Origin of the sequence: Priestia sp. P5 (assembly GCF_029522155.1) — a bacterium.
Classification (GTDB): domain Bacteria; phylum Bacillota; class Bacilli; order Bacillales; family Bacillaceae_H; genus Priestia; species Priestia megaterium_E.
Window position 1 is genome coordinate 39,915 of the sequence record NZ_JAKWFJ010000004.1, and the last position, 20,496, is coordinate 60,410.

Below are 20,496 nucleotides of genomic sequence, written 5' to 3' on the forward strand. Positions count from 1 at the left end.
GGAGCAGGATGTATTTAACGATAAAAGAAGCAGCAGAGTATCTATCTTTTCCTGAAGAATATGTACAGAAATTGATTCAAGAAGGAAAAGTACGGGCTATATTTGATGGTGAAAACTACTTATTAAATAAAGAGCAGTTTAACACCCATTTAGAGCAAATGGAAAAGTACAAAAAACAAATTGAAGAATACCTAAATGAGCCAATCCCTGAAGATATGGACGTAAAAGATGAAGATTGAAGGCAGAAGCAGAAAACAGATGTTTTCTGCTTTTTTTTGGTGTGAAAGTGTTAAAAAAGGTAAGATATGAAAGAAATGTCGAAAAAAGTTGGAATTTCGTTAAAGATGTAGTCTTTTTAGATGCTTTTTTTATATAATGAAAGTATGCTAAACAAAAAGGAGAAGGTCTATGCAACGATCAAGACAGTTAAGGCTGATCTTATTGCTTGCCCTGATTGTTGTCGCTTCGTTTTTAATTATTATTATTTCGAAAACACATGGGATTATAAGTCAGCAAACGACAAAAAAAGTAGAAAACACAAGCGTTGCAATTCTCACCTCTGATGTACTGACGGATCAAAGCTGGGGCAGTCTAGCTTATAAAGGAAAAATCAACATTGAGCAGCAGTACCCTGTTTCGGCTCAAGTTATTAGCGAAGTAAATACGAACAAAAAAATGAAGGAAGCTGCTGAAAAAGTTATTCAAAATGGAACAAAAGTCGTAATTGGACATGGAAGAGAATTTTCTACCGTTTTTACAGAACTAGCTCCTAAGTATCCTCATGTTCATTTCGTCACCATTCACGGTACTTCAATGTATAAAAACCAAACTGTATATACATTTGATCAAACAAAAATAGAGCATCTGGCAGGTACGGCAGCTGCCATGAAGACAAAAACGAAAAAAATTGGATTACTCGATACATTTGCAAAAGAAAAAAATCCAGGATTCGAACAAGGAATCAAAGCGTATGATTCATCGATTGCTTTTTATTATCGAGTTGTAAACAGCCGAGACGATGGAGCAAAAGCAGTAAAGCTGCTCCGCGAGTTAAAAGCTCAAGGTGTCGATATCGTTTATGCTAAAGGAAATTCGTATAATCAAGAAGTTATTCAAGAAGCGAAAACACAAGGAATGTACGTAATAGGATATTTAGATGATCAGGCGTACATGGGTAGGTCTGTTATTTTAACAAGTGTGATAAATGATGTTCCTCAAGCTTACAACGTGATTATGAAAGACTATTTTAGTAAAAAAGGTCTTCCATCTGGAGAAGTCAAACTTGACGCCAGGGACGGTGTTTATAAACTAGCGCCTTTTGGACCGATGTACAGTAAGCGGGAAAAACAAATTTTATATTCGAAAGTTAGAATGTCTACACAGCCAAAGTAACTATGAAAAAGAAAGAGATGATTATGAATCAATTATTTCGCAACATGTCATTCCGTAGCCAAATATTAACGATTCTTCTTTTGATTACATTCATGTTAAGCGGGTTCTCTTTAGTTTTAGTGCATGCCATTGATAAAATGAATCATGTAAGCAACGAAATTAAAGATGAAGATGTTCCTCAAATGGTGTGGCTTTCTTATTGGGAAGAGCAGCTGAACATAAAAGAATACATTGTGAAAAATAATCTAAAGAACCCCACTGTCTCTTTGATAGAAGAATATCAATCATATGATACACGAGTTATTGAAGACAATGAAAAGTATAAGCAGCCTGTGCCAAAATCGTTGATTCCGCTGAAGGAAAAAATAGAGCTGCTGGATTTTAAGATTTCTAATAACGTGCAGGGACTGCTGAAGTACGGAGATATAGAGGGAGCAAAAGAGTATCTTAAGGAAAATTATTTGCCGGATCTGCATCAGATAAAAAAAGATATTAATAGTTCAAAAGAAGAGACGGTTGATTCACTTGATACACTATCAGATACACTGTCTGCCATTATTAAAGATTCATTAATTTTACTATTGATTTTAACAGTAAGTGCTATTGTGGCTTCTCTTTATGCTTCTTATCGCATGAGTGCGAGCCTTACGAAACCAATTGAACAAATGATTGAAAAAGTGAATGACATCGCAGACGGAGAATACGGTCTTGTTCTTCAAGACACAAAGCAAATTGAGTTGAAGCAGCTTTCGGCTTCTATCAATCAAATGTCGGTTAGTTTAGAAGATTCATTTTGGAAAATCATTAAAGATAAAGCGTATCGCCAGCAGATCTTAAATTCACTGCCTGTTGGAATTATTACAATGGAAGATGAGACAAATAGTATATTTGCCAATACCTCAGCAAAGCAGTTTTTAGATCTCGACGAAAAGGATATTTGCGGGTATATGGAAGAATGTCCTGAATATAATACTGAATTTTGGAGCATGTTGAATTCGGGAGAAATTCACGAAAATAAAAAAGTATTATTTGGAACGAAAGAGACGTGCTATTGCTTTTTAGCCTCTCAAACGCAGCTGTTTAACGAGCAGAACGAAAGCATCGGAAGAATTTTTTATTTCATTGATATATCGGATACCGAAGAATTAGAAAAGCGAATGCATCAGTCTGAGAAACTCGCTCTAGTTGGAGAAGTGGCAGCCGGAGCTGCTCATGAGATTCGTAATCCTCTTGCCGTGATTCATGGATTTATATCTCTTATGAATCAGTCTCTTTCTGATGAGGAGAAAAAGCGTTTTTACTTGCCTTTGCTTATGAAAGAGCTAGAGAGGATTAACTACATCATTGAAGAAATGCTGTTGTTATCAAAACCAGGGACTCCGGTGATGAAAAAAGTCAGCATGCAGGAGATTATTAATGAGCTATTGCCTTTGATTACTCACTCAAGCAAATTCACAGAAAAAGATAAGCTTATCTTCGATGTGAAACTGCAGCCGTATATATTAAAGGTAGATGAAAAGCAAATCAAACAAGTTCTTCATAATTTAATTCGAAACAGTATGGAAGCCATGGATGGAGAAGGAGTCATTACAATCTACTCGCAGGTTCATGAAGATAGCTACTGTCTATACATTGAAGATACTGGAAAAGGAATTCCTTTGCATATGCAGCAGTCTCTGTACCAGCCGTTTTCCACTTCAAAGGATAGCGGCACAGGTCTTGGTCTGCCCATTGCTCAGCGTATTCTAGAAAGCCACGGAGGACAGATTAAATTATTATCTACTTCTTCCAGCGGCACAGTTTTTGTTATTAAATTTCCTCTACATTAAGAAAACAGCCTCAAAAGGGCTGTTTTTTAATGTGCTGTTAAAATAAGAGGACCGTTTTTCGTAATCGCAAGTGTATGTTCAAATTGAGCGGATAATTTACCGTCTGTTGTACGAGCCGTCCAACCGTTTTTATCCATTTTAGAATGCCATGTACCAGCGTTTACCATTGGCTCAATTGTAATAACCATACCTTCTTTTAAACGTGTACCTTTGCCAGCTTTTCCGTAGTGAAGAATGGTAGGTGCTTCGTGCATGGTATTTCCAATTCCGTGTCCTGTGAAGTCGCGTACCACAGAGAATTTTTCGCCTTCTACATAGCTTTGAATAGCATGGCCGATGTCACCTGTGCGATTTCCTGGCTGTGCTTGCTCGATTCCTTTTAAAAGCGCTTCGTATGTAACATCTACTAGACGCTGTGTTTCGGCTGAAATTTCTCCAACGGTATGAGTCCATGCGGAATCTGCTAAGCCTCCGTTTAAATTTACAACCATATCAATGGTTACGATATCACCGTCTTTTAACGGTTTAGTTGTTGGAAAACCGTGGCAAATTTCATCATTTAAAGAAGCGCACGTTGCATATTGATATCCTTTGTATCCCTTTTGTTCCGGCGTTGCTCCGTGCTTTGCTAAGTACTCTTCAACAAATTTATCAATTTGCATTGTTGTTATGCCTGGTTTGATCATTTTAGCGATTTCTTTATGACAAGAAGCTAATAATTTACCTGCTTCGTGCATTAAATTAATTTCGCGTTCACTTTTTAATGTGATCATTGTTGTTCACTCCTTTTTGGATGTAACTTTACGAAAAAAGTTGAGCAGCGGTTATAGCGATGAAAGTCGACTATTCATCAGTTCATTTTTCTTTATTTAAAAATCCAAGAAATACAGAAGCCGTCTGCTATGGGGCGATATAAAATCATCCTTAATCATAACGCCCAATGGTAGGAAAATGCAAGATGCAGGCTTAAAAAGGAAGGGTTTGACGATAGGCATGTAGGGAAAACTGATAAATGAACGTTTAATGAAAGCATTCTCTACAACAAATGCGGTATGATATAGTAAAATAAATGAAACAAAACAATTCTTTAGGAGGGGTATAGGAAAATGAGTGAACATGGAAAATTTATTGGATTTGCAGGTACATACACAAAAGCAGGTAGTGAAGGTGTCTATACATTTACGTTAGATACAAAGGCTAAAAAGATTGTAGAAGTAAAAGCCGTGGCTAAAATTGAAAATCCTACATACTTAAATGCAAGTAAAGACAACGAACATCTTTATACAGTTATTAAAGAAGGAGAAAAAGGCGGAGTAGCTGCTTTTAAGATTGATCCAAACACGGGGCAACTAAAGTTTGTAAACAAACAGCTGCTAGACGGTGCGCCTCCTTGCTATGTTTCGGTGAATGAAGACAATACGCTTGTTTTATCTGCTAACTTTCATAAAGGGAGCGTTGAGACGTATTCTGTTAATGAAGAAACAGGGGAAATTGAATATGTAGCATCCGTAGTGGAACACCCTCATTCAGACCTCAAAAAAGGACAAAAAGGAAAACCACACGTACACTATGCCGATTTTACTCCTGGAGAAAAGCACGTGGCCGTTGTGGACTTAGGTATTGATGAAATCGTGACATATGAAGTGGAAGAGAATAAATTGAAGGAAGTCAACAGTCTTTCTACATCTGTTGGTTCGGGTCCTAGACATTTAACGTTCCATCCAAATGGCCGCTATGCCTATGCAATGACAGAATTCAGCTCTGAAGTTTTATTTTTAACTTATGACGAAGGCAAAGGAAGCTTTACTCAACAACAAGCTACTTTAGCGATCCCGGCTGATTTTACAGAAAATAATCAAGGGAGTGCGATCCACATTTCTTCAGATGGCCGCTTTGTCTATGCAGGAAACCGCGGACATAACTCGATTGCAACATTCAAAGTAGATCAGGATTCTGGACAGTTAACATTCGTAGAATGGACAGGCACTGAAGGCGACTGGCCGCGCGATTTTGTTTTGGATCCAACGGAACAATTTATTGTAGCGTCTAATCAAGAAACAGGAAACTTGGTACTGTTTGAAAGAGACCAAGAAAGTGGAAAGCTAACGCTTCTTCAATCTAATGTTACGGTTCCAGAAGCTGTGTGCGTAAAGTTCCTCCACTATAAGTAATCGATGTAAAAAGCAAGACCTGATCAAAGAACAGTCAGGTCTTGCTTTCAAACCTAAGCGGCTGTCACTCCCCTTGCGGGGTTAGTGCCATCCGCATAGGTGAACCTTTGAGGGAATAATCAGGTAGTGCGCGTTCCTTAGTACGATTTATGATCGTGATTTTTGAAAAGTGCATAATCTATATATGGAAAAAAGATCAGACAAAAGTAGTTTAGTGGAAGGAAGGTCCGAACGATGAATTGAGATTCTTTATGGAGAATCTCAATTCATCGTTCGGATTTTTTCATTGGCATAGTAAACGTAGGTTTCATGTATATAGTAGCTTCTAGCGGTTGATTGGAGGGCAAGACGAAGACTCCTGCGGGAAAAGCGGAACAGGTGAGACCCCGCAGGAGCGTAAGCAACGAGGAGGCTCAACGGCCGCCCGCGGAAAGCGAAGTCTTGCACGGAAATCAAGAGCGGTGTTAAAAGTGATCCATACTAATTCATTTATCCCATTTGTTCGTCTTTAAATTGAATTTATTTTGTTATTTCTCAATCTCTTTTTTTTTCTGGGGTTATAGTAGAATGAAGAGAGAACGCATGAAAGGCTGAGGTGAGAAGTGTGGAAGATATTTGTAAATATCCAATTGTGCAAGCTCCCATGGCAGGAGGAGTTTCGACGCCTAAACTAGCTGCAGCAGTATCTAATAGCGGAGGGCTAGGGTTTTTAGCCGCGGGATATAAAAGCGCGCGTGAATTGGAGCAGGAAATTATAGAGATGCACTCACTTACGAAAAAACCTTTTGGAGTGAATCTGTTTGTTCCGACAAATGAAAAAGTAGCAGTTGATGCACTTGATTGTTATCAAAAGGAACTGTCAAAAGCAGCTGAATATTTGGAGTGTGAAGTTGGTATACCAAAGAATGATGATGATGAATGGAGTGCCAAGCTCGACATCATTCAAAAACATCGAGTACCTGCTGTGAGCTTTACGTTTGGGTGCCCGGATCGAGAGATTGTAGCAAGTTTAAAAGGAATTGGAAGCCGTGTTTTCGTTACGATTACAACACCTCAAGAAGCCGAAGTAGCTTTGAGAGCAGGAGCGGATGCGCTATGTTTGCAAGGAATTGAAGCCGGCGGCCATCGGTCTACTTTTTTAGAGAGTTCAGTGGACTATCAGCTCATGAATTTGCTAAAAGAAGTCCGTCTAATCACTAAAAAGCCATTGATTGCTGCAGGAGGGTTGATGAGGGGGTCTGACATTAAACGCGTGTTACAAGAAGGAGCTTCTGCTGCACAGTTAGGTACAGCTTTTATTTGTTGTCCAGAAAGCGGAGCGAGTGCTCTTCATAAAGAAAGCATTCTTCAAAAGCGTTTTAATGAAACAGGTGTCACACGAGCTTTTACAGGAAAACGTGCTAGAGGATTTGTGAATTCTTTTTTTACTTTCTATGATAAATCGGCACCATCTGCTTACCCTCATATTCATTATATGACAAAGCCTATTCGAGCAAAAGCTACAAAAATGAATAATCCAGAGTACACTTCTTTGTGGGCAGGAACTGGATTTACGCTGGCAAAAGAGCTGCATGCACATCTTATTGTGGAAGAGCTTGTACAAGAACTAAATGAATGATGAGAATTACGGTGTTGCTTGCTTTAAGTGCAAGCAGCTTTACATAAAGAAGGTGAACTCATATGCAAAATAAATTTACGATTGGGCAAATGGCCAGACTGCATGATATTCCGGTTAAAACACTTCGCTATTATGATGAAATTGGCCTGTTCGAGCCTTACGAAGTTGATCCACAAACCGGTTATCGATATTATACGTTAGAACAATTTAAAAAATTAGATATCATTGTCTATTTAAAGCTGATGGGAGTTCCGTTAAAAGAAATTAAAAGAAAGATGGAGCACAGCAGCTTGGATGAATTTATTGAAACTTTAGCTGAATATCAGCAGGTAACAAAAGAAAAAATTCGTCACCTTCAAAGAGTGAATACGCAGTTAACAACTCGAATGAAGGAATTAGAACAGACGAGACATATTAACCAAATAGGAGCCCCGTTCATCAAACACCTTCCTTCTCGGGAAGTTGTGCAAGTAAAAGCAGAGGTAGGTACGTTAGATGGGACTGAAAGTGTTCTGCGTGATTTAAAAAAGAAAATTAGTCATATTACCCCGATTATGATTGGGAAAGTAGGGTTTATGCTATCGGTAGAAAATACGAAGAAACAACAATTTACAGATTACGATGGCATTTTTTTATTGGTCGAAAGCGATGTTTCTTTTAAGCATGAACTCGTTACGTTAATACCTGAAGGTGATTACGCATCTATTTATATGAGAGAAAAGAGAGATACCACAGGAGTCTATTACGATGCGCTGCTGAACTTTATTAAAGCGGAAGGGTACAAAGCAGAAGGTCCTTTCTTAATTCGGAGGATTGTAGATTCATTTATTTCACATCATGAAGAAGAGCGGCTGACTGAAATTCAAATTCGAATTACGGCTTGACTATCCAGTAGCTGGAGGGTTTAAGATGAGCCTATTGTAGAACTGCTGAAGGGAGAGACAACAATAGATGAATCAGCAAAGTATTTCCCAAGGAATGTCTTTAAGCCGAGGAAATCGCATTTTATTTATTTTAATTTTGGGTTCACTAAGCGCATTTGGACCGTTATCAATCGATATGTATTTGCCAGCGCTGCCGACGCTTGCGAAAGAACTGCATACTTCAGCTTCTTTAGCGCAGGTCAGTCTGACAGCTTGCTTATTGGGCTTAGCATTTGGGCAAGTGGTCATGGGGCCATTCAGTGATATTCGCGGAAGGAAAAAGCCGCTTGTAGCAGCATTAATCACCTATGCGATCGCTTCTATTTTATGCGTGTTTGCGCCTTCTATTTGGATTTTTATCGTTTTGCGATTTATTCAAGGAATGGCAGGAGCAGCAGGAATGGTTATTTCAAGAGCGAGCGTACGAGACTTGTTTTCAGGTTCGGATTTAACAAAGTTTTTCTCCATGCTTATGCTTGTAAATGGTTTAGCTCCCATTTTAGCTCCGGTTGCTGGCGGACAGCTGCTGACGATTATGTCGTGGCGAGGAGTATTTGGTGTGCTAGCAGTGATTGGTGCACTAATGTTTTTTGCCGTTTTATTTGGTTTAAAAGAAACGCTTCCGCTCGAACGCCGTAAAGAAGGTGGATTAACAGAAGTACTGCGTACGTTTGGCGTATTGCTAAAAGATGGTGTCTTTGTGGGATATGCGCTGGCGCAAGGTTTTATTATGAGTGCCATGTTTGCTTATATTTCAGGTTCTACATTTGTCCTTCAAGACATTTATGGCCTGTCTCCGCAGATGTTCAGCTTTGTTTTTGCGATTAACGGTTTTGGACTCATTATAGCTACTCAAGTGACAGGACGTTTAGCGGGTAAAATAAAAGAAGCTACTCTTCTTATGTATGGATTGCTTCAAGCAGCCGTTGGAAGCGTGCTTTTAGTGGCTGTGATTGCTACTCACATGTCCGTTATTTTGGTCTGCATCTCTCTTTTCTTTGTAGTATCGAGCGTAGGAATTGTAAACACAACCGTTTTTTCACTCGCTATGCAAAATCAAGCTTCGAACGCGGGAAGTGCTTCAGCGCTTCTAGGGTTGCTTCCGTTCTTGCTCGGAGCAGCCGTAGCTCCTCTTGTTGGTCTTGGAGGAGGGCAAAATGCTCTGCCGATGGGCATTGTGATTATGGTCTGTGATTTATTAGCATTAGGTGTGTACATGACGTTAGTGAGAAGGAAAACTGCATCATAAAAAAGCTACTTGGCTCTCAGCAGCCAAGTAGCTTTTTTAGTTATTGAGCTTTGTGCTCGTGATTTTCAAACGGCATTGTAACGCCAAGCTTTTGAATTTCTTTTTTTGCATCTTCCAAAATGGTTTCAGCTTTCGCTTTTGTTTCAGCATCTACCCCGCTTAGAAACTCTTTCTTTTTAGCAGGAAAATTCACGCCCAGTTTTTTTAATTTGGCTTCAGCTTGTTCCTTAGTCAGGGTGCCATCGCGCAGCTGATCCATGATAGCTTCAGCTTTTTTCTTCGTAGCCGCATCTAAATTGTTAAAAGGACCGCCTTTATGTTCAGGAAAATTCACGCCCAGTTCTTTTAATTTGGCTTCAGCTTGTTCCTTAGTCAGGGTGCCGTCGCGCAGCTGATTCATGATAGCTTTGGCTTTTTCTTTAGTAGCTGCATCTAGATTGCTGAAGGGGCCGTCTTTGTGCTGAGGCAAGCTTACGCCGAGCTTCTGTAATTTTTCCTGTGCTTTTTTCATAATATCATCAACTTTTTGTTGTGTTGTATCATCCGTATTTGTTGTACTGCCATTTGTTCGCTCTACAACTGTTGAAGAGCTTGTTTCATCTTTGCTTGCTGCAAATGCCGTGGAATTTGCAGCGGCCATAACTCCTAGTGTTAAACCGCTTGCCATGATATAACCGAATAGTTTCTTTTTCATGCTGTTGTCACTCCTTAAAAGTTATAGGGGGGTGGTACAGAGCTGTCCACAGTTGTTAATGTAACCACCAATAGTGAAAAAATGGTGAAAATAGATAAAAAACGAAAAAATATAGACGTTTGTTGAACTATACAGCTCTTTTATTGGATAACAAAATGAAATCCGATATGATTTTATCTAAACAACAGTAAAAAAGAATGGAGACTTTATATAGATGAATGTTCTTAAAAAATTGGCAATAGCTTTGATAGTTGTGATAGCGGTAAGCCTGGTATTTTTGTTTCGCGATGAGTTAAAGCCAGGTCCAACGCTAGAAGATTTTTCAGGAGCAACTGAGTTACATCCTGTCGTAGAAGAAAAGAAAAATAAACTTGTTCAACAAGCAAGTGACCAAGGAATCTCGATTGTCATCACGGAAGGTTTCCGTTCAAAAGAAGAACAAGATAAGCTTTATGCAAAAGGCAGGACGGAAGAAGGCAACATTGTGACCTATTCAAAGGGCGGCCAGTCCTACCACAACTATGGACTAGCTATTGATTTTGCTATTCAGTCAAAAGATGGACGAGTTATTTGGGATATGGAATATGACGGTAATAACAACAATAAATCTGATTGGATGGAAGTTGTAGCTATAGCAAAAAAATTAGGATTCGAATGGGGAGGAGATTGGAAAGGGTTTAAAGATTATCCGCATTTTCAAATAAGTCCGGAAAATATAACAGACGACACACGCTAATAAAGCGTGTGTTTTTTTAAAGGAACAACATAATTTCATTATATTTATGTCAGAACCTCTAACGCGACTGAAATCTTGTACTTTCTTTTTTGTTAATTTTTTGACAAGAGAATTATATATATTAATATAATAAAAACACAAACGGATGAGTAGAAAGAAAAGTGATTAGAGAAAAATGCCCTATAAAAATGAAAGACAATTTGTATAAAGATATGCGTTAACTAATATAATCTATTGATTAAGCTTATACAAGTACCTTCAGCCTAGCGAACGTATGCTTACATATCGGCGGATGCCGACAAAACCTTTTATTTTTCTAGCATATTTTATTTGAAGATAGTTCATTTTGATTACAAAAAAGAGATAATTTGTCAACTGTTGACTTTGTTTTGAGGGTAAGAATATAATTTTTAATATATTTTAAAAATTTTAAAAATTTAAATATTTATTGTTGTTCGCAGATTAGGAGGGGGAAAATGATTGTTTTTGAGGGAGTGAATAAATATTACGGTGACTTTCACGTATTAAAAGATATCAATTTAACGATTAAAAAAGGGGAAGTTGTCGTCGTAATTGGACCGTCGGGTTCGGGTAAAAGCACGATGCTGCGATGCATAAATTATTTAGAAACAATATCTAACGGACAGTTAACGGTAAATAATATATTGGTCGCGGATAAAAAAACAAATATTAACAAACTACGCCGCAATATAGGTATGGTGTTTCAGCATTTTTATTTATATCCGCACAAAACGGTTTTAGAAAATATCACGTTAGCACCTATGAAAGTATTGGGACAGTCGTCAGAAGAAGCTAAGAAAACAGCTCTATACTATTTAGATAAAGTCGGAATCGGTGAAAAAGCTAACGCCTACCCGTCCCAGCTTTCAGGCGGGCAGCAGCAGCGGGTAGCTATTGCGAGGGGACTCGCGATGAAGCCAGAAATTATGCTTTTTGATGAGCCTACCTCTGCTCTTGATCCAGAAATGATTGGAGAAGTGCTGGATGTCATGAAAACATTGGCTAAAGAAGGAATGACCATGGTAGTTGTAACTCATGAAATGGGGTTTGCAAAAGAAGTAGCGGACCGCATTGTATTTATGGATCAAGGAAAAATCTTAGAAGAGGCAACTCCGGCTGAGTTCTATGAAAACCCGCAAGAAGAAAGGGCACGTTTATTTCTTAGCCGTATTTTAAATCATTAATTGTTTAATAGGGGGAGTAATATGAAAAAATCAAAAACGTTTTTAAAGGCAGCTGTGCTTTCATTAGCAGCGGCTATGATGTTAGCGGCTTGTGGAGGGAAAAGTGAAGAAACGAGTGGATCATCAGCTAAAAAAGATGCGCTCACTGAAATCAAAGACCGAGGGAAAATTGTTATTGGAGTTAAAAATGATACGCGTTTGTTCGGATTAAAAAATCCGAAGACAGGTGAAGTGGAAGGTTTTGATGTTGATATTTCTAAGCAGCTGGCTAAAGAAATTTTAGGGGATGAAAACAAGGTAGAATTTAAAGAAGTTACGTCTAAAACAAGGGTTCCTCTTCTTCAAAAAGGAGATATTGACGCTGTTGTTGCGACAATGACTATTACAGACGAACGTAAAAAAGAAGTAGATTTTACGGATGTATATTTCCAAGCCGGACAGTCTCTGCTTGTGAAAAAAGGCAGTAAAATTAAAAGCATCGATGATTTGAAGAAAGGTACTAAGGTGTTGGCTGTTAAAGGATCAACTTCAGCTATTAATATTCGCGAAAAAGCACCAGAGACAACGGTATTAGAATTTGAAAACTATGCAGAAGCATTTACAGCTTTAAAATCTAAGCAAGGAGATGCTTTAACAACTGACGATGCTATTCTTTATGGAATGGCTGATGAAGATCCTTCTTATGAATTAGTAGGAAAGCCGTTCACAGAAGAGCCTTATGGCATTGCTGTGAAAAAAGGAAACAAAGAGCTTGTAGATGCATTAAACGATGCGCTTAAAAAGATAAAAGACTCTGGAAAATATGATGAAATTCACGACAAGTGGATCAAACAATAAGCGTACAGTTTTCTTTTCTCAGGATGAGCAGCATTATGCTCATCCTGCTTGTTTAGTTGAAAGGAGGAAGAAAATTGTTGGATTTTTCAATTCTGACGAACAATATGGATCTTTATTTAGAAGGTTTTAAGTACACCATTATCGCCAGTCTGATCGCTTTAGTGGCCAGTTTTGTACTTGGTACGATCATTGCGGTAATGCGAATAGCCCCTCTCAAAATAGTAAATGTAATTGGTACGGTCTATGTAGAGTTCATTCGGAATATTCCCCTTGTGGTTATCGTCTTTTTTATTTTTATTGTGGCGGGAATCAGCGGTACAGCAGCCGGAGTGCTGGGACTAACTATTTATACGGCAGCTTTTATAGCCGAAGCTATACGAGCGGGAATTATGGCAGTTCCAAAAGGGCAGCTTGAAGCGGCACGTTCATCTGGCCTCACGTACGGTCAGGCGATGCGGTTCATTGTATTGCCTCAAGCCATTAAAATCGTCATTCCTCCTCTTGGGAATCAATTCATTAATTTAGTCAAAAACTCATCCGTGTTAGGGATTGTTGCTGGTTTTGATTTAATGTATCAGGCGGATCTTGTTTCCTCTCAAACTTACGTAGTGTTTGATGTATATATTTTTGTGGCTCTGTTCTATTTAGTTCTAACCATTCCGTTAAGCTTAGGAGTTGGTTATCTTGAGAAACGTTTTGGTAAAACAAGCTGAAAGGAGTGAAAGTGATGGATTTTATGGGTGCTTATTCTCCTGATCACCTTTCCTTCTTAATGGAAGGATTTTGGGTCACTTTAAAAGTAGCATTCATTTCGATTGTGTTAAGTTTTCTTATTGGAAGTATAGTAGGTATTTTAAGGTATGCTCGTATTCCAGTTCTGTCTCATGTACTTGCTTTTATCGTAGAAATTATCCGGAATTTGCCGCTGCTTTTAATCATCTTTTTTACATACTTTGCTTTACCTGAAATCGGAATTGATATGGAAATTACGTCAGCAGCGATTGTGGCCCTCACTGTATTTGAATCTGCTATGATTTCAGAAATTATCCGAAGCGGATTAAAATCAATTGAAAAAGGACAAATCGAAGCGGCACGATCATCAGGTTTAAACTATTATCAAACGCTTCGTTTCGTTGTGCTGCCCCAAGCTTTGCGGAGAATGGTACCTCCTTTAGTTAGTCAATTTATTTCCTTATTAAAAGATACGTCGCTTGCAGTAGTAATCGCACTTCCTGATTTGCTGCATAACGCTCAAATCATTTACGGCCAGAAACAAAGTTACGTGGTGCCGATGTTTCTAATCATCGCGATGATGTATTTTATTGTAAACTATGCTTTATCCATCATTGCACGAAAACTAGAAGTCAAAAGGGTGTAGATACTCTTTTGACTTTATTTTTGGAAAATAAATAACATTGACAATGTATTGATTCAACGCATAAAATGACTAAAGTAACAGTGGTAAAATCAGATCATTTTCATTCATCATAGAGAAGAAAAACAGTGTTGGTTCACCCCCTACTGAATATCCGGTAGGGGTTTTTGCGCAAGAAGTGATTTGGTTAAACTAACACGTAAAATGAACAGAAGGGACGGGCATCATGGAAAAACAAGATCAAAATTTAAAAAAAGGTCTGTTACCTCGCCATGTGCAGCTCATTGCGCTTGCCGGTATGATTGGGACAGGCATTTTTAAAGGCAGTGCTGATACGCTAGGTATTGCAGGACCAAGTGTTGTACTGGCGTATTTATTTGGCGGTCTTATCTTATTTATTGTAATGACAGCATTGGCGGAGATGGCAATTGTCTATCCGAATATGAACGTACAAAATTTAGTGCATAAGGCATTCGGTACGCAAACCTCTTTTATTGTAGGGTGGCTGTACTGGGTGAACTGGATTGTCGTGACAGTTGTTGAACTGCTTGCGGGAGGAAGCTTTTTGAAGTTTTGGTTCCCTTCTGTACCTCTTTGGCTCCTAAGCTTTCTCTGTGCAGTGCTGATTGTAGGGATGAATTTATTTCAAGTGAAGTATTACGGAGAAATTGAGTTTTGGTTTGCCGGTATTAAAGTAATTGCTCTTACTGCTTTTATCATTTTGGGAGCTTTCATTTTATTCGGTGTGATTCCAAGTGATGTGCAAAACCCTTGGGCAAATTATACGGCTCATGGAGGCTTTTTCCCTCACGGCATGAGCGGTGTGCTTAGTGCCTTTTTAATTGTGATGTTCTCTTACGGTGGAGCTGAATTAATTGGTGTGGCCGTAACGGAAACAAAAGATGTGAAAAACGTCTTACCGAAAGTGATCAAAGGCACAGTATGGCGAGTGATTGGATTTTATATTTTGCCTATTTTAATTATTTGCGGCCTTATGCCTTGGAATTCTGTATCAGGGCAAGAGAGTCCGTTTGTGCAAGTGTTTAGTATCACTGGACTTCCGGGAGCGGCTCATATTATGAACTTTGTTTTATTGACGGCCGTTTTATCAGCAGCCAATTCAGGGATGTATGCAACGTCGCGTACGCTTTATGCTATGGCTCAAAGCGGAGAAGCATCCAAGCGCTTCTTGAAAGTTTCAAAAAACGGTATTCCGATTAACGGTTTGATGATTACGGCTGCTTGTATTTTAATAGGTGTGTTTTTAGCCTATAAAACGCCGGATAATGTAATTAGTTATTTAATGACCATTCCTGGTTTCACGATTATTCTTATTTGGGTGAGTATTTGTTTAGCTCAATTAAAGCTGCGTAAAGGATATAAAGAAAAGCCGTTTTTCGCATTAAAGTGGTTTCCTTATACAACGCTTTTTGCAACAGCAGCACTGCTTGTTATTTTTGTATCATTTATGTTTAATAAAAACAATGTGATTGGATCCAGCGTATGTGCGGTTATCCTGGTCGTACTCCTTATTTTTTCATTTATTAATAAAAGTCGAAAAGAAAAAAAGTTTGAAGTATAGCAAAAAGGCAATATACTAGAAAGACGAGGGTAAAAGCTTGTCTTTCTTTTTTTTTGCGGAAATTTCTGTATCGCGTTACATATTTCTAGATGAAATGTTTAGTTAAATAAATAAAGGATGAGGACTATAATGGAATCAAATAATGTATTTACAACAAACCCAAAGAAGAAATCAAAGCACTTAGCCGTGATTTCTTTGGCGATTATGGGAGTGGGCTTCGTTGCGACAATGCCTTTTGGTCATTCAATTTGGGGTCGGTTGCTTCAAGGTGGGTTCGAAGCTGGGTTAGTCGGCGGATTAGCGGATTGGTTTGCTGTTACGGCTCTTTTTCGTCACCCTTTAGGCATTCCTATTCCCCACACTGCGCTGCTTCCTAAAAACAGACAGCGTATTACAAGAGGGCTAGTCTCAACCCTTGAAAACGACTGGTTGTCAAAAGAAAGTATTCAAGAAAAAGTAAAAAGAATTGCGTTTACACAGCGTTTGCTTCCGATTGTTCGAAAAGGTGTTCATTCGGAAACGATTCAACAAAAAGGAACAGCACTGCTTGTTGATGCGATTAATCGTGTGGATACAGATAAAGTCGTTCCTATTATTGAAAAAGAGCTCAAATCATCGCTTTTAGCAATAGAGTTAAAGCCTATTGTGCATTCGATTGTTGGAGAAGTGGTAAAAAATCAGTATGATGAAAAAGCGCTTGATGTTCTTTTAAATAAAGGAGAGAGCTGGATTAAAAAAGAAGAAACGCAGTATCAGCTCGGAAGTATTGCTAAAAATGCGCTTGATAATATTGAGCTTGATGGTATTTTACAATTCGCTCTCAAATCATTTCAAAGCATGATTAATGAAGAGAAGCTAGGATCTATTTTGCAAAATTTATTGCTTTCTATTACAGGGCGTCTTCGTAACGAAGATGATGAATACCGCCTTGTTTTGGTAAATGGAATTAGAAAAGAGCTGCAGGGCTTGGAGCAGAATGAAGACCTTCTTGGAAAATTAGAAGCATGGAAACAAAAAACGATTAATGAATTAAATGTAACGAATAAATTAACAGAAATCGTTGATAAAATGAAAGTGAAAGTGACAGCATTCATTGAAAGCCCTGAATTTATGAAAAGTTACGCCGTTCCTTACGTAGAGAGCTGGCTGAATGCTCTTGAAGCGGATGCAGAGCGTCAAGAAGCAATTGATACGGCTATTCAAAAGCAAATCATGAGCTTTGTAGACGAGAATCATTCGAAAATTGGACAGCTTGTTCAAGAAAACTTAGATAAATTAGATGATGAAACACTTGTGGATATGATGGAAAACAATGTCGGAAAAGATTTGCAGTGGATTCGAGTGAACGGCGCTCTATGTGGATTCTTGATTGGTATTGTATTAACGGTTATTAAATTAGCGGTATAAAAAAGAAGCACGCTCCTTTTGGAGCGTGCTTTTTCTATTAATCATCTATTTCTACACTGATTACGTCACCGTTTTTCGCATCTACTGAAACAGTTGCTTCACGTTGATCAGCAGTGTCAATTTCAATTTCATATACTAAACGGTTGTTTTCTTGGTCTAAATCCGTTTCGTTAACGGTTCCTTTAGCACTTTTTAAAGCTGTTTTTATCGCTTGATCTAATGAAATGGCAGGGGAAGCGTTTTGGAGATTCTCTTCTTTCTCATCATCATCTTTTGGGTCTTCATCAAATTCAATGATTTTACCGCTGCTGCTGTCAATATCTACATCGTATTCTTTATTACCTTTTGTGATGTCTACTTCATATTGTTTAACGCCGTCATCTACGGCTAATTGGATATTTGTAATGTCACCGCCGTCTGTTTTTTGAAGAGCAATGTCTTTTGCCTTTGCTTCTTCAATCGTTGTGGTTTGCTTCTTGGCATTGCTTTTGGACTGATCTGTCATGGCATATGCACTTGCACCTAATCCACCGACTAATACTGCACTGGCTAAAACGGTTGTAATAACTTTCATATGTTACGGCCTCCTTGATTTGTTGTTAAGACTATCTTAGCCAATGAACTTTAAAGGAAAAGAAGAAGAAGTTTAAAATTTTCTTAGAAATAAATAAAAATGGATAAGAAAAAGCACAGCTTTCTGCTGTACCTTTTAATCATCATCATTTTCATAGGTGATGGAATCTACATGTCCAGAGTAAGCATTTATCATTACTTTAGCTTCTCTTGTTTTAGACTGATCAATTTCGACTTCGTAGAAGGTTTGGCCTTCTTCCTCTTCTATTTCAACTGAAGAAAACGTTCCTTTTACTTTTTGTAAAGCAATATCTCTTGCTTGTTCCATTGAAATGAGAGGCTCGTCGGATGTAGGAGAAACTGGTGGCTGCTCGCTCTTTTTTTGTTCTTCTTCTGTATCATTTTTAGTTTGAGTAGACGTTTGTTTCTCTACTTTTTGTTTGATTAATGACTGGACTTCTCCATTTTTTCCATTTACTGTGATGTGGTATGGCATATCATCTTTAAGCAAAGTTATTTGATAAATCGGTTCATCATCTTTTTGAGAAAAGCTTGCATTTTCAATAGTGCCGCCATATTTTTGCTGGATGATACTGCTGACGTCCGATTCGGATAAAAGTGTATCAGGCCGATTCACTGCTTTTGCTATTCCGTAAAAGCAAGCTGAACCAACGGCAAGAAAAATAAGTATAAAAAGCACCGTTTTCTTCATACATTCACCTCCAGTATCTTAAAAAGTAGTATAGCAGGCAATTCTTAAAAATCTCTAAGAAAAGGCGAGAAATCAAAGAGGAAAGCAAACCGTCACGGATGTCCCTTTTCCTTCTTGGCTGCTAATCTCAATACGCCCGCTATGAGCTTCTACAATCTTTCGAGCAATGGATAATCCAAGTCCAGAACCACCGGTTTCTCGATTTCTTGCTTTATCTACGCGAAAAAAGCGTTCATACACGTTTGATAAGTCTTCTTTTGGGATACCAATTCCTTGATCCGTGACCGTAATCATAAAGCTTTCGCTTCTTGTTATAGTTACTTCCACTGCTTTTTCACTATATTTAATGGCATTATCTAAGAGGATGTACAGCAGCTGCTTTAAGCGTTTTTCATCGGCTGTTACGACGGGCTGATCGGTTTTTACGTTTAAATAAATGGTTCGTTCAAAGGCTTGTTCTAGATGTTTGATTGTTTGTCTGCAGACGGCCGCTGCATCTACGTGTTCCATGTGAAGCTTCCACTGCGACTCATCTTTCGCAAGCACCAGCATTTGAGACGTAAGCTGTTTCATGCGTAAAGACTCAGAGTGAATGGCTTCAATGGCTTCTTCTAAAATATCTGGACGCTTCATTCCCCATCGTTTTAGCATATTGGCATAGCTTTCTACAACGGTCAGGGGTGTTTTTAATTCATGAGAAGCATCGGATACGAACTGCTCTTGTTTTTTATAGTTTTCCTCTAATAAATCCATCATATTATTGAAGGTGTTGGCCATTTGATCTAACTCATCTTTAGAAGGAGAAGAGAGGTCAATTTTTTTGAATGTGCGAGACACTTGAATTTCTTCCATAGTATGAATAAGAGATTTGATAGGCCGCAAAATAATTTTACTTAAAAGCCGTCCAGCAAATATAGTTGGAATTAATATAACGAGAGAGGCAATGAGCAAGATAAATTTTAATGTCTGCAGAGATTGTTCCACATCTGCCAGCTGTTCTGTGACTTCCAAAGAAACAACTTCACCGTTCGTCCAAATGACAGGGGTGTGTGAAATCGCGTATAGATGGCCGTCATCTTCTTTGATGCTTGATTGTTCATTTGAATAATAGGAATAAGGTAAGTCCTGAAGCTCTTTCGTTTGATCCGTAACGGATACAACTAAAGGACTGCCGGATTTAGGTAAAATACGAATCATTCCGTTAGGAGGCAAATAGGCACGAAGCAAATTGGCTTGTTTAACCGTCGCACTCGTTTGCTTTAGCCCATTTGTTACATTGCTTGTTTCTGCTTGCAAACGTTCAATTGCGTTGTCTTCCATGGTCTTCTTGAAAATGAAGTAAATCGAACTGTTTGCAATTACTAGTAAAATAAAAAGCAGTGCAGTTGATGTAAGAATAATCTTTGTTTGCAGTTTCATAAGCTACTCCTTCAGCATGTAGCCAACGCCGCGCACTGTTTGAATGTAAGGAGTTGAAAATGAAGCATCAATCTTTTTACGTAAATAACGAATGTATACGTATACAATATTTGTGTCTCCGTAATAATCAAATCCCCAAACGTTTGTAAGAAGCTGTTCAAAGCTCAGCACTTGATTTTTGTTTTGAAGCATATAGACAAGCAAATCATATTCTTTAGGAGTCAGCTCAATAGCTTCATTTTCACGTGTAACTTCTCGCGTTTTTTCGTTAACGACTAAATTGCCTAGTTGAAGAGTGGCCGTTTCTTGTTCAGCAGACGATGTTGATGCAGGATGGCGAAGCCATACGCGAATGCGTGCAAAAAGCTCTTCAATTTGAAAAGGCTTTGTAATGTAGTCGTTCGCTCCTAAATCTAGTCCGCTTACCTTATCAGGAAGGGCGTCTCGAGCTGTTAATAAGATAACGGGCGTTTGGTCATCATTTGCTCGAATGCGACGAAGTACTTCGAGTCCGCTCAGTTCAGGAAGCATCACATCTAAAAGCAGCAAATCCCAATCGTGTTCTTGAAACTCTGCCAATCCTTCTGTTCCCGTGTAAGCCATGCCCGTTTCGTACCCTTCATGTTCAAGCTCGAGCTGAATTAAACGAGCAATTTTGCGCTCATCTTCTACTATTAAAATTCTGCCTTTACTCAACAAAAATTCCCCCTTGTGTCTATGTATAGTTGCGTACATTATAGCACGGAGAGATTGTAGGTGTATAAAAACAGCCGG

21 protein-coding genes are annotated in these 20,496 nt (G+C 38.5%); 15 read left to right on the forward strand and 6 right to left on the reverse strand.

The window, feature by feature from the left end:
• The first annotated feature begins 8 nt into the window (after positions 1–8).
• The 3 genes from MMB69_RS23565 to MMB69_RS23575 all read left to right on the forward strand — a co-directional run bounded on the left by MMB69_RS23565 (position 9) and on the right by MMB69_RS23575 (position 3,221).
• Positions 9–239, forward strand: coding sequence for a helix-turn-helix domain-containing protein (locus MMB69_RS23565; RefSeq protein ID WP_013055062.1), 231 nt, complete (start codon positions 9–11; stop codon positions 237–239).
• Between the two features lie 169 nt (positions 240–408).
• The gene (locus tag MMB69_RS23570) at positions 409–1,392 is read left to right on the forward strand and encodes a BMP family ABC transporter substrate-binding protein (RefSeq protein ID WP_221785692.1); all 984 of its coding nucleotides are present in this window, start codon (positions 409–411) and stop codon (positions 1,390–1,392) included.
• A gap of 23 nt (positions 1,393–1,415) precedes the next feature.
• Positions 1,416–3,221, forward strand: coding sequence for an ATP-binding protein (locus tag MMB69_RS23575; RefSeq protein ID WP_221785691.1), 1,806 nt, complete (start codon positions 1,416–1,418; stop codon positions 3,219–3,221).
• Between the two features lie 26 nt (positions 3,222–3,247).
• Here MMB69_RS23575 and map read toward each other — a convergent pair whose 3' ends face one another.
• On the reverse strand, positions 3,248–3,994 hold the full coding sequence (gene map / locus MMB69_RS23580) for a type I methionyl aminopeptidase (protein WP_221785690.1): 747 nt from the start codon (positions 3,992–3,994) through the stop codon (positions 3,248–3,250).
• Between the two features lie 333 nt (positions 3,995–4,327).
• Here map and MMB69_RS23585 point away from each other — a divergent pair, with 333 nt between their 5' ends.
• The 5 genes from MMB69_RS23585 to MMB69_RS23605 all read left to right on the forward strand — a co-directional run bounded on the left by MMB69_RS23585 (position 4,328) and on the right by MMB69_RS23605 (position 9,182).
• Positions 4,328–5,392 carry a lactonase family protein gene (locus MMB69_RS23585; protein WP_221785689.1) on the forward strand — a complete coding sequence of 355 codons (1,065 nt, stop codon included), beginning with the start codon at positions 4,328–4,330 and terminating at the stop codon, positions 5,390–5,392.
• A gap of 332 nt (positions 5,393–5,724) precedes the next feature.
• Positions 5,725–5,904, forward strand: coding sequence for a hypothetical protein (locus MMB69_RS23590; RefSeq protein ID WP_264408778.1), 180 nt, complete (start codon positions 5,725–5,727; stop codon positions 5,902–5,904).
• A 92-nt stretch (positions 5,905–5,996) separates the two neighbouring features.
• Positions 5,997–7,010, forward strand: coding sequence for a nitronate monooxygenase (locus tag MMB69_RS23595; protein WP_264408779.1), 1,014 nt, complete (start codon positions 5,997–5,999; stop codon positions 7,008–7,010).
• A 62-nt stretch (positions 7,011–7,072) separates the two neighbouring features.
• Positions 7,073–7,894: a MerR family transcriptional regulator gene (locus MMB69_RS23600; RefSeq protein ID WP_221785249.1), complete on the forward strand. Its 822-nt coding sequence runs from the start codon at positions 7,073–7,075 to the stop codon at positions 7,892–7,894.
• A gap of 67 nt (positions 7,895–7,961) precedes the next feature.
• Complete coding sequence (locus MMB69_RS23605) at positions 7,962–9,182, forward strand: multidrug effflux MFS transporter (RefSeq protein ID WP_221785250.1); 1,221 nt, start codon at positions 7,962–7,964, stop codon at positions 9,180–9,182.
• Positions 9,183–9,222: 40 nt separating this feature from the next.
• Here MMB69_RS23605 and MMB69_RS23610 read toward each other — a convergent pair whose 3' ends face one another.
• Positions 9,223–9,876, reverse strand: a complete 654-nt coding sequence (locus MMB69_RS23610; protein WP_264408781.1) for a hypothetical protein — start codon at positions 9,874–9,876, stop codon at positions 9,223–9,225.
• Between the two features lie 214 nt (positions 9,877–10,090).
• On the opposite strand from MMB69_RS23610, the gene MMB69_RS23615 reads away from it, so the two are divergent.
• From MMB69_RS23615 to MMB69_RS23645, 7 genes are all read left to right on the forward strand, one after another.
• Entirely contained in the window at positions 10,091–10,612 is a 522-nt protein-coding gene (locus MMB69_RS23615; protein ID WP_221785252.1) for a M15 family metallopeptidase, read from the forward strand.
• A 476-nt stretch (positions 10,613–11,088) separates the two neighbouring features.
• Positions 11,089–11,817, forward strand: a complete 729-nt coding sequence (locus MMB69_RS23620) for an amino acid ABC transporter ATP-binding protein (protein WP_221785253.1) — start codon at positions 11,089–11,091, stop codon at positions 11,815–11,817.
• Positions 11,818–11,838: 21 nt separating this feature from the next.
• Positions 11,839–12,654, forward strand: a complete 816-nt coding sequence (locus MMB69_RS23625; RefSeq protein ID WP_193422712.1) for a transporter substrate-binding domain-containing protein — start codon at positions 11,839–11,841, stop codon at positions 12,652–12,654.
• A gap of 74 nt (positions 12,655–12,728) precedes the next feature.
• Positions 12,729–13,367, forward strand: a complete 639-nt coding sequence (locus tag MMB69_RS23630; RefSeq protein WP_264408782.1) for an amino acid ABC transporter permease — start codon at positions 12,729–12,731, stop codon at positions 13,365–13,367.
• Between the two features lie 14 nt (positions 13,368–13,381).
• The gene (locus MMB69_RS23635; RefSeq protein ID WP_264408783.1) at positions 13,382–14,032 is read left to right on the forward strand and encodes an amino acid ABC transporter permease; all 651 of its coding nucleotides are present in this window, start codon (positions 13,382–13,384) and stop codon (positions 14,030–14,032) included.
• Between the two features lie 223 nt (positions 14,033–14,255).
• A complete protein-coding gene (locus tag MMB69_RS23640; protein WP_221781179.1) occupies positions 14,256–15,611 on the forward strand; it encodes an amino acid permease in 1,356 nt (451 codons plus the stop codon).
• 129 nt (positions 15,612–15,740) lie between these two features.
• Positions 15,741–17,018 carry a DUF445 domain-containing protein gene (locus MMB69_RS23645; RefSeq protein ID WP_277448508.1) on the forward strand — a complete coding sequence of 426 codons (1,278 nt, stop codon included), beginning with the start codon at positions 15,741–15,743 and terminating at the stop codon, positions 17,016–17,018.
• A 37-nt stretch (positions 17,019–17,055) separates the two neighbouring features.
• Here MMB69_RS23645 and MMB69_RS23650 read toward each other — a convergent pair whose 3' ends face one another.
• From MMB69_RS23650 to MMB69_RS23665, 4 genes are all read right to left on the reverse strand, one after another.
• Positions 17,056–17,592, reverse strand: coding sequence for a PepSY domain-containing protein (locus tag MMB69_RS23650; protein ID WP_264408786.1), 537 nt, complete (start codon positions 17,590–17,592; stop codon positions 17,056–17,058).
• 135 nt (positions 17,593–17,727) lie between these two features.
• Positions 17,728–18,303, reverse strand: coding sequence for a PepSY domain-containing protein (locus MMB69_RS23655; protein ID WP_155016977.1), 576 nt, complete (start codon positions 18,301–18,303; stop codon positions 17,728–17,730).
• 72 nt (positions 18,304–18,375) lie between these two features.
• Complete coding sequence (locus MMB69_RS23660) at positions 18,376–19,722, reverse strand: HAMP domain-containing sensor histidine kinase (RefSeq protein WP_221785256.1); 1,347 nt, start codon at positions 19,720–19,722, stop codon at positions 18,376–18,378.
• Positions 19,723–19,725: 3 nt separating this feature from the next.
• Positions 19,726–20,457, reverse strand: a complete 732-nt coding sequence (locus MMB69_RS23665; RefSeq protein ID WP_269871725.1) for a response regulator transcription factor — start codon at positions 20,455–20,457, stop codon at positions 19,726–19,728.
• Between the last annotated feature and the right edge of the window lie 39 nt (positions 20,458–20,496).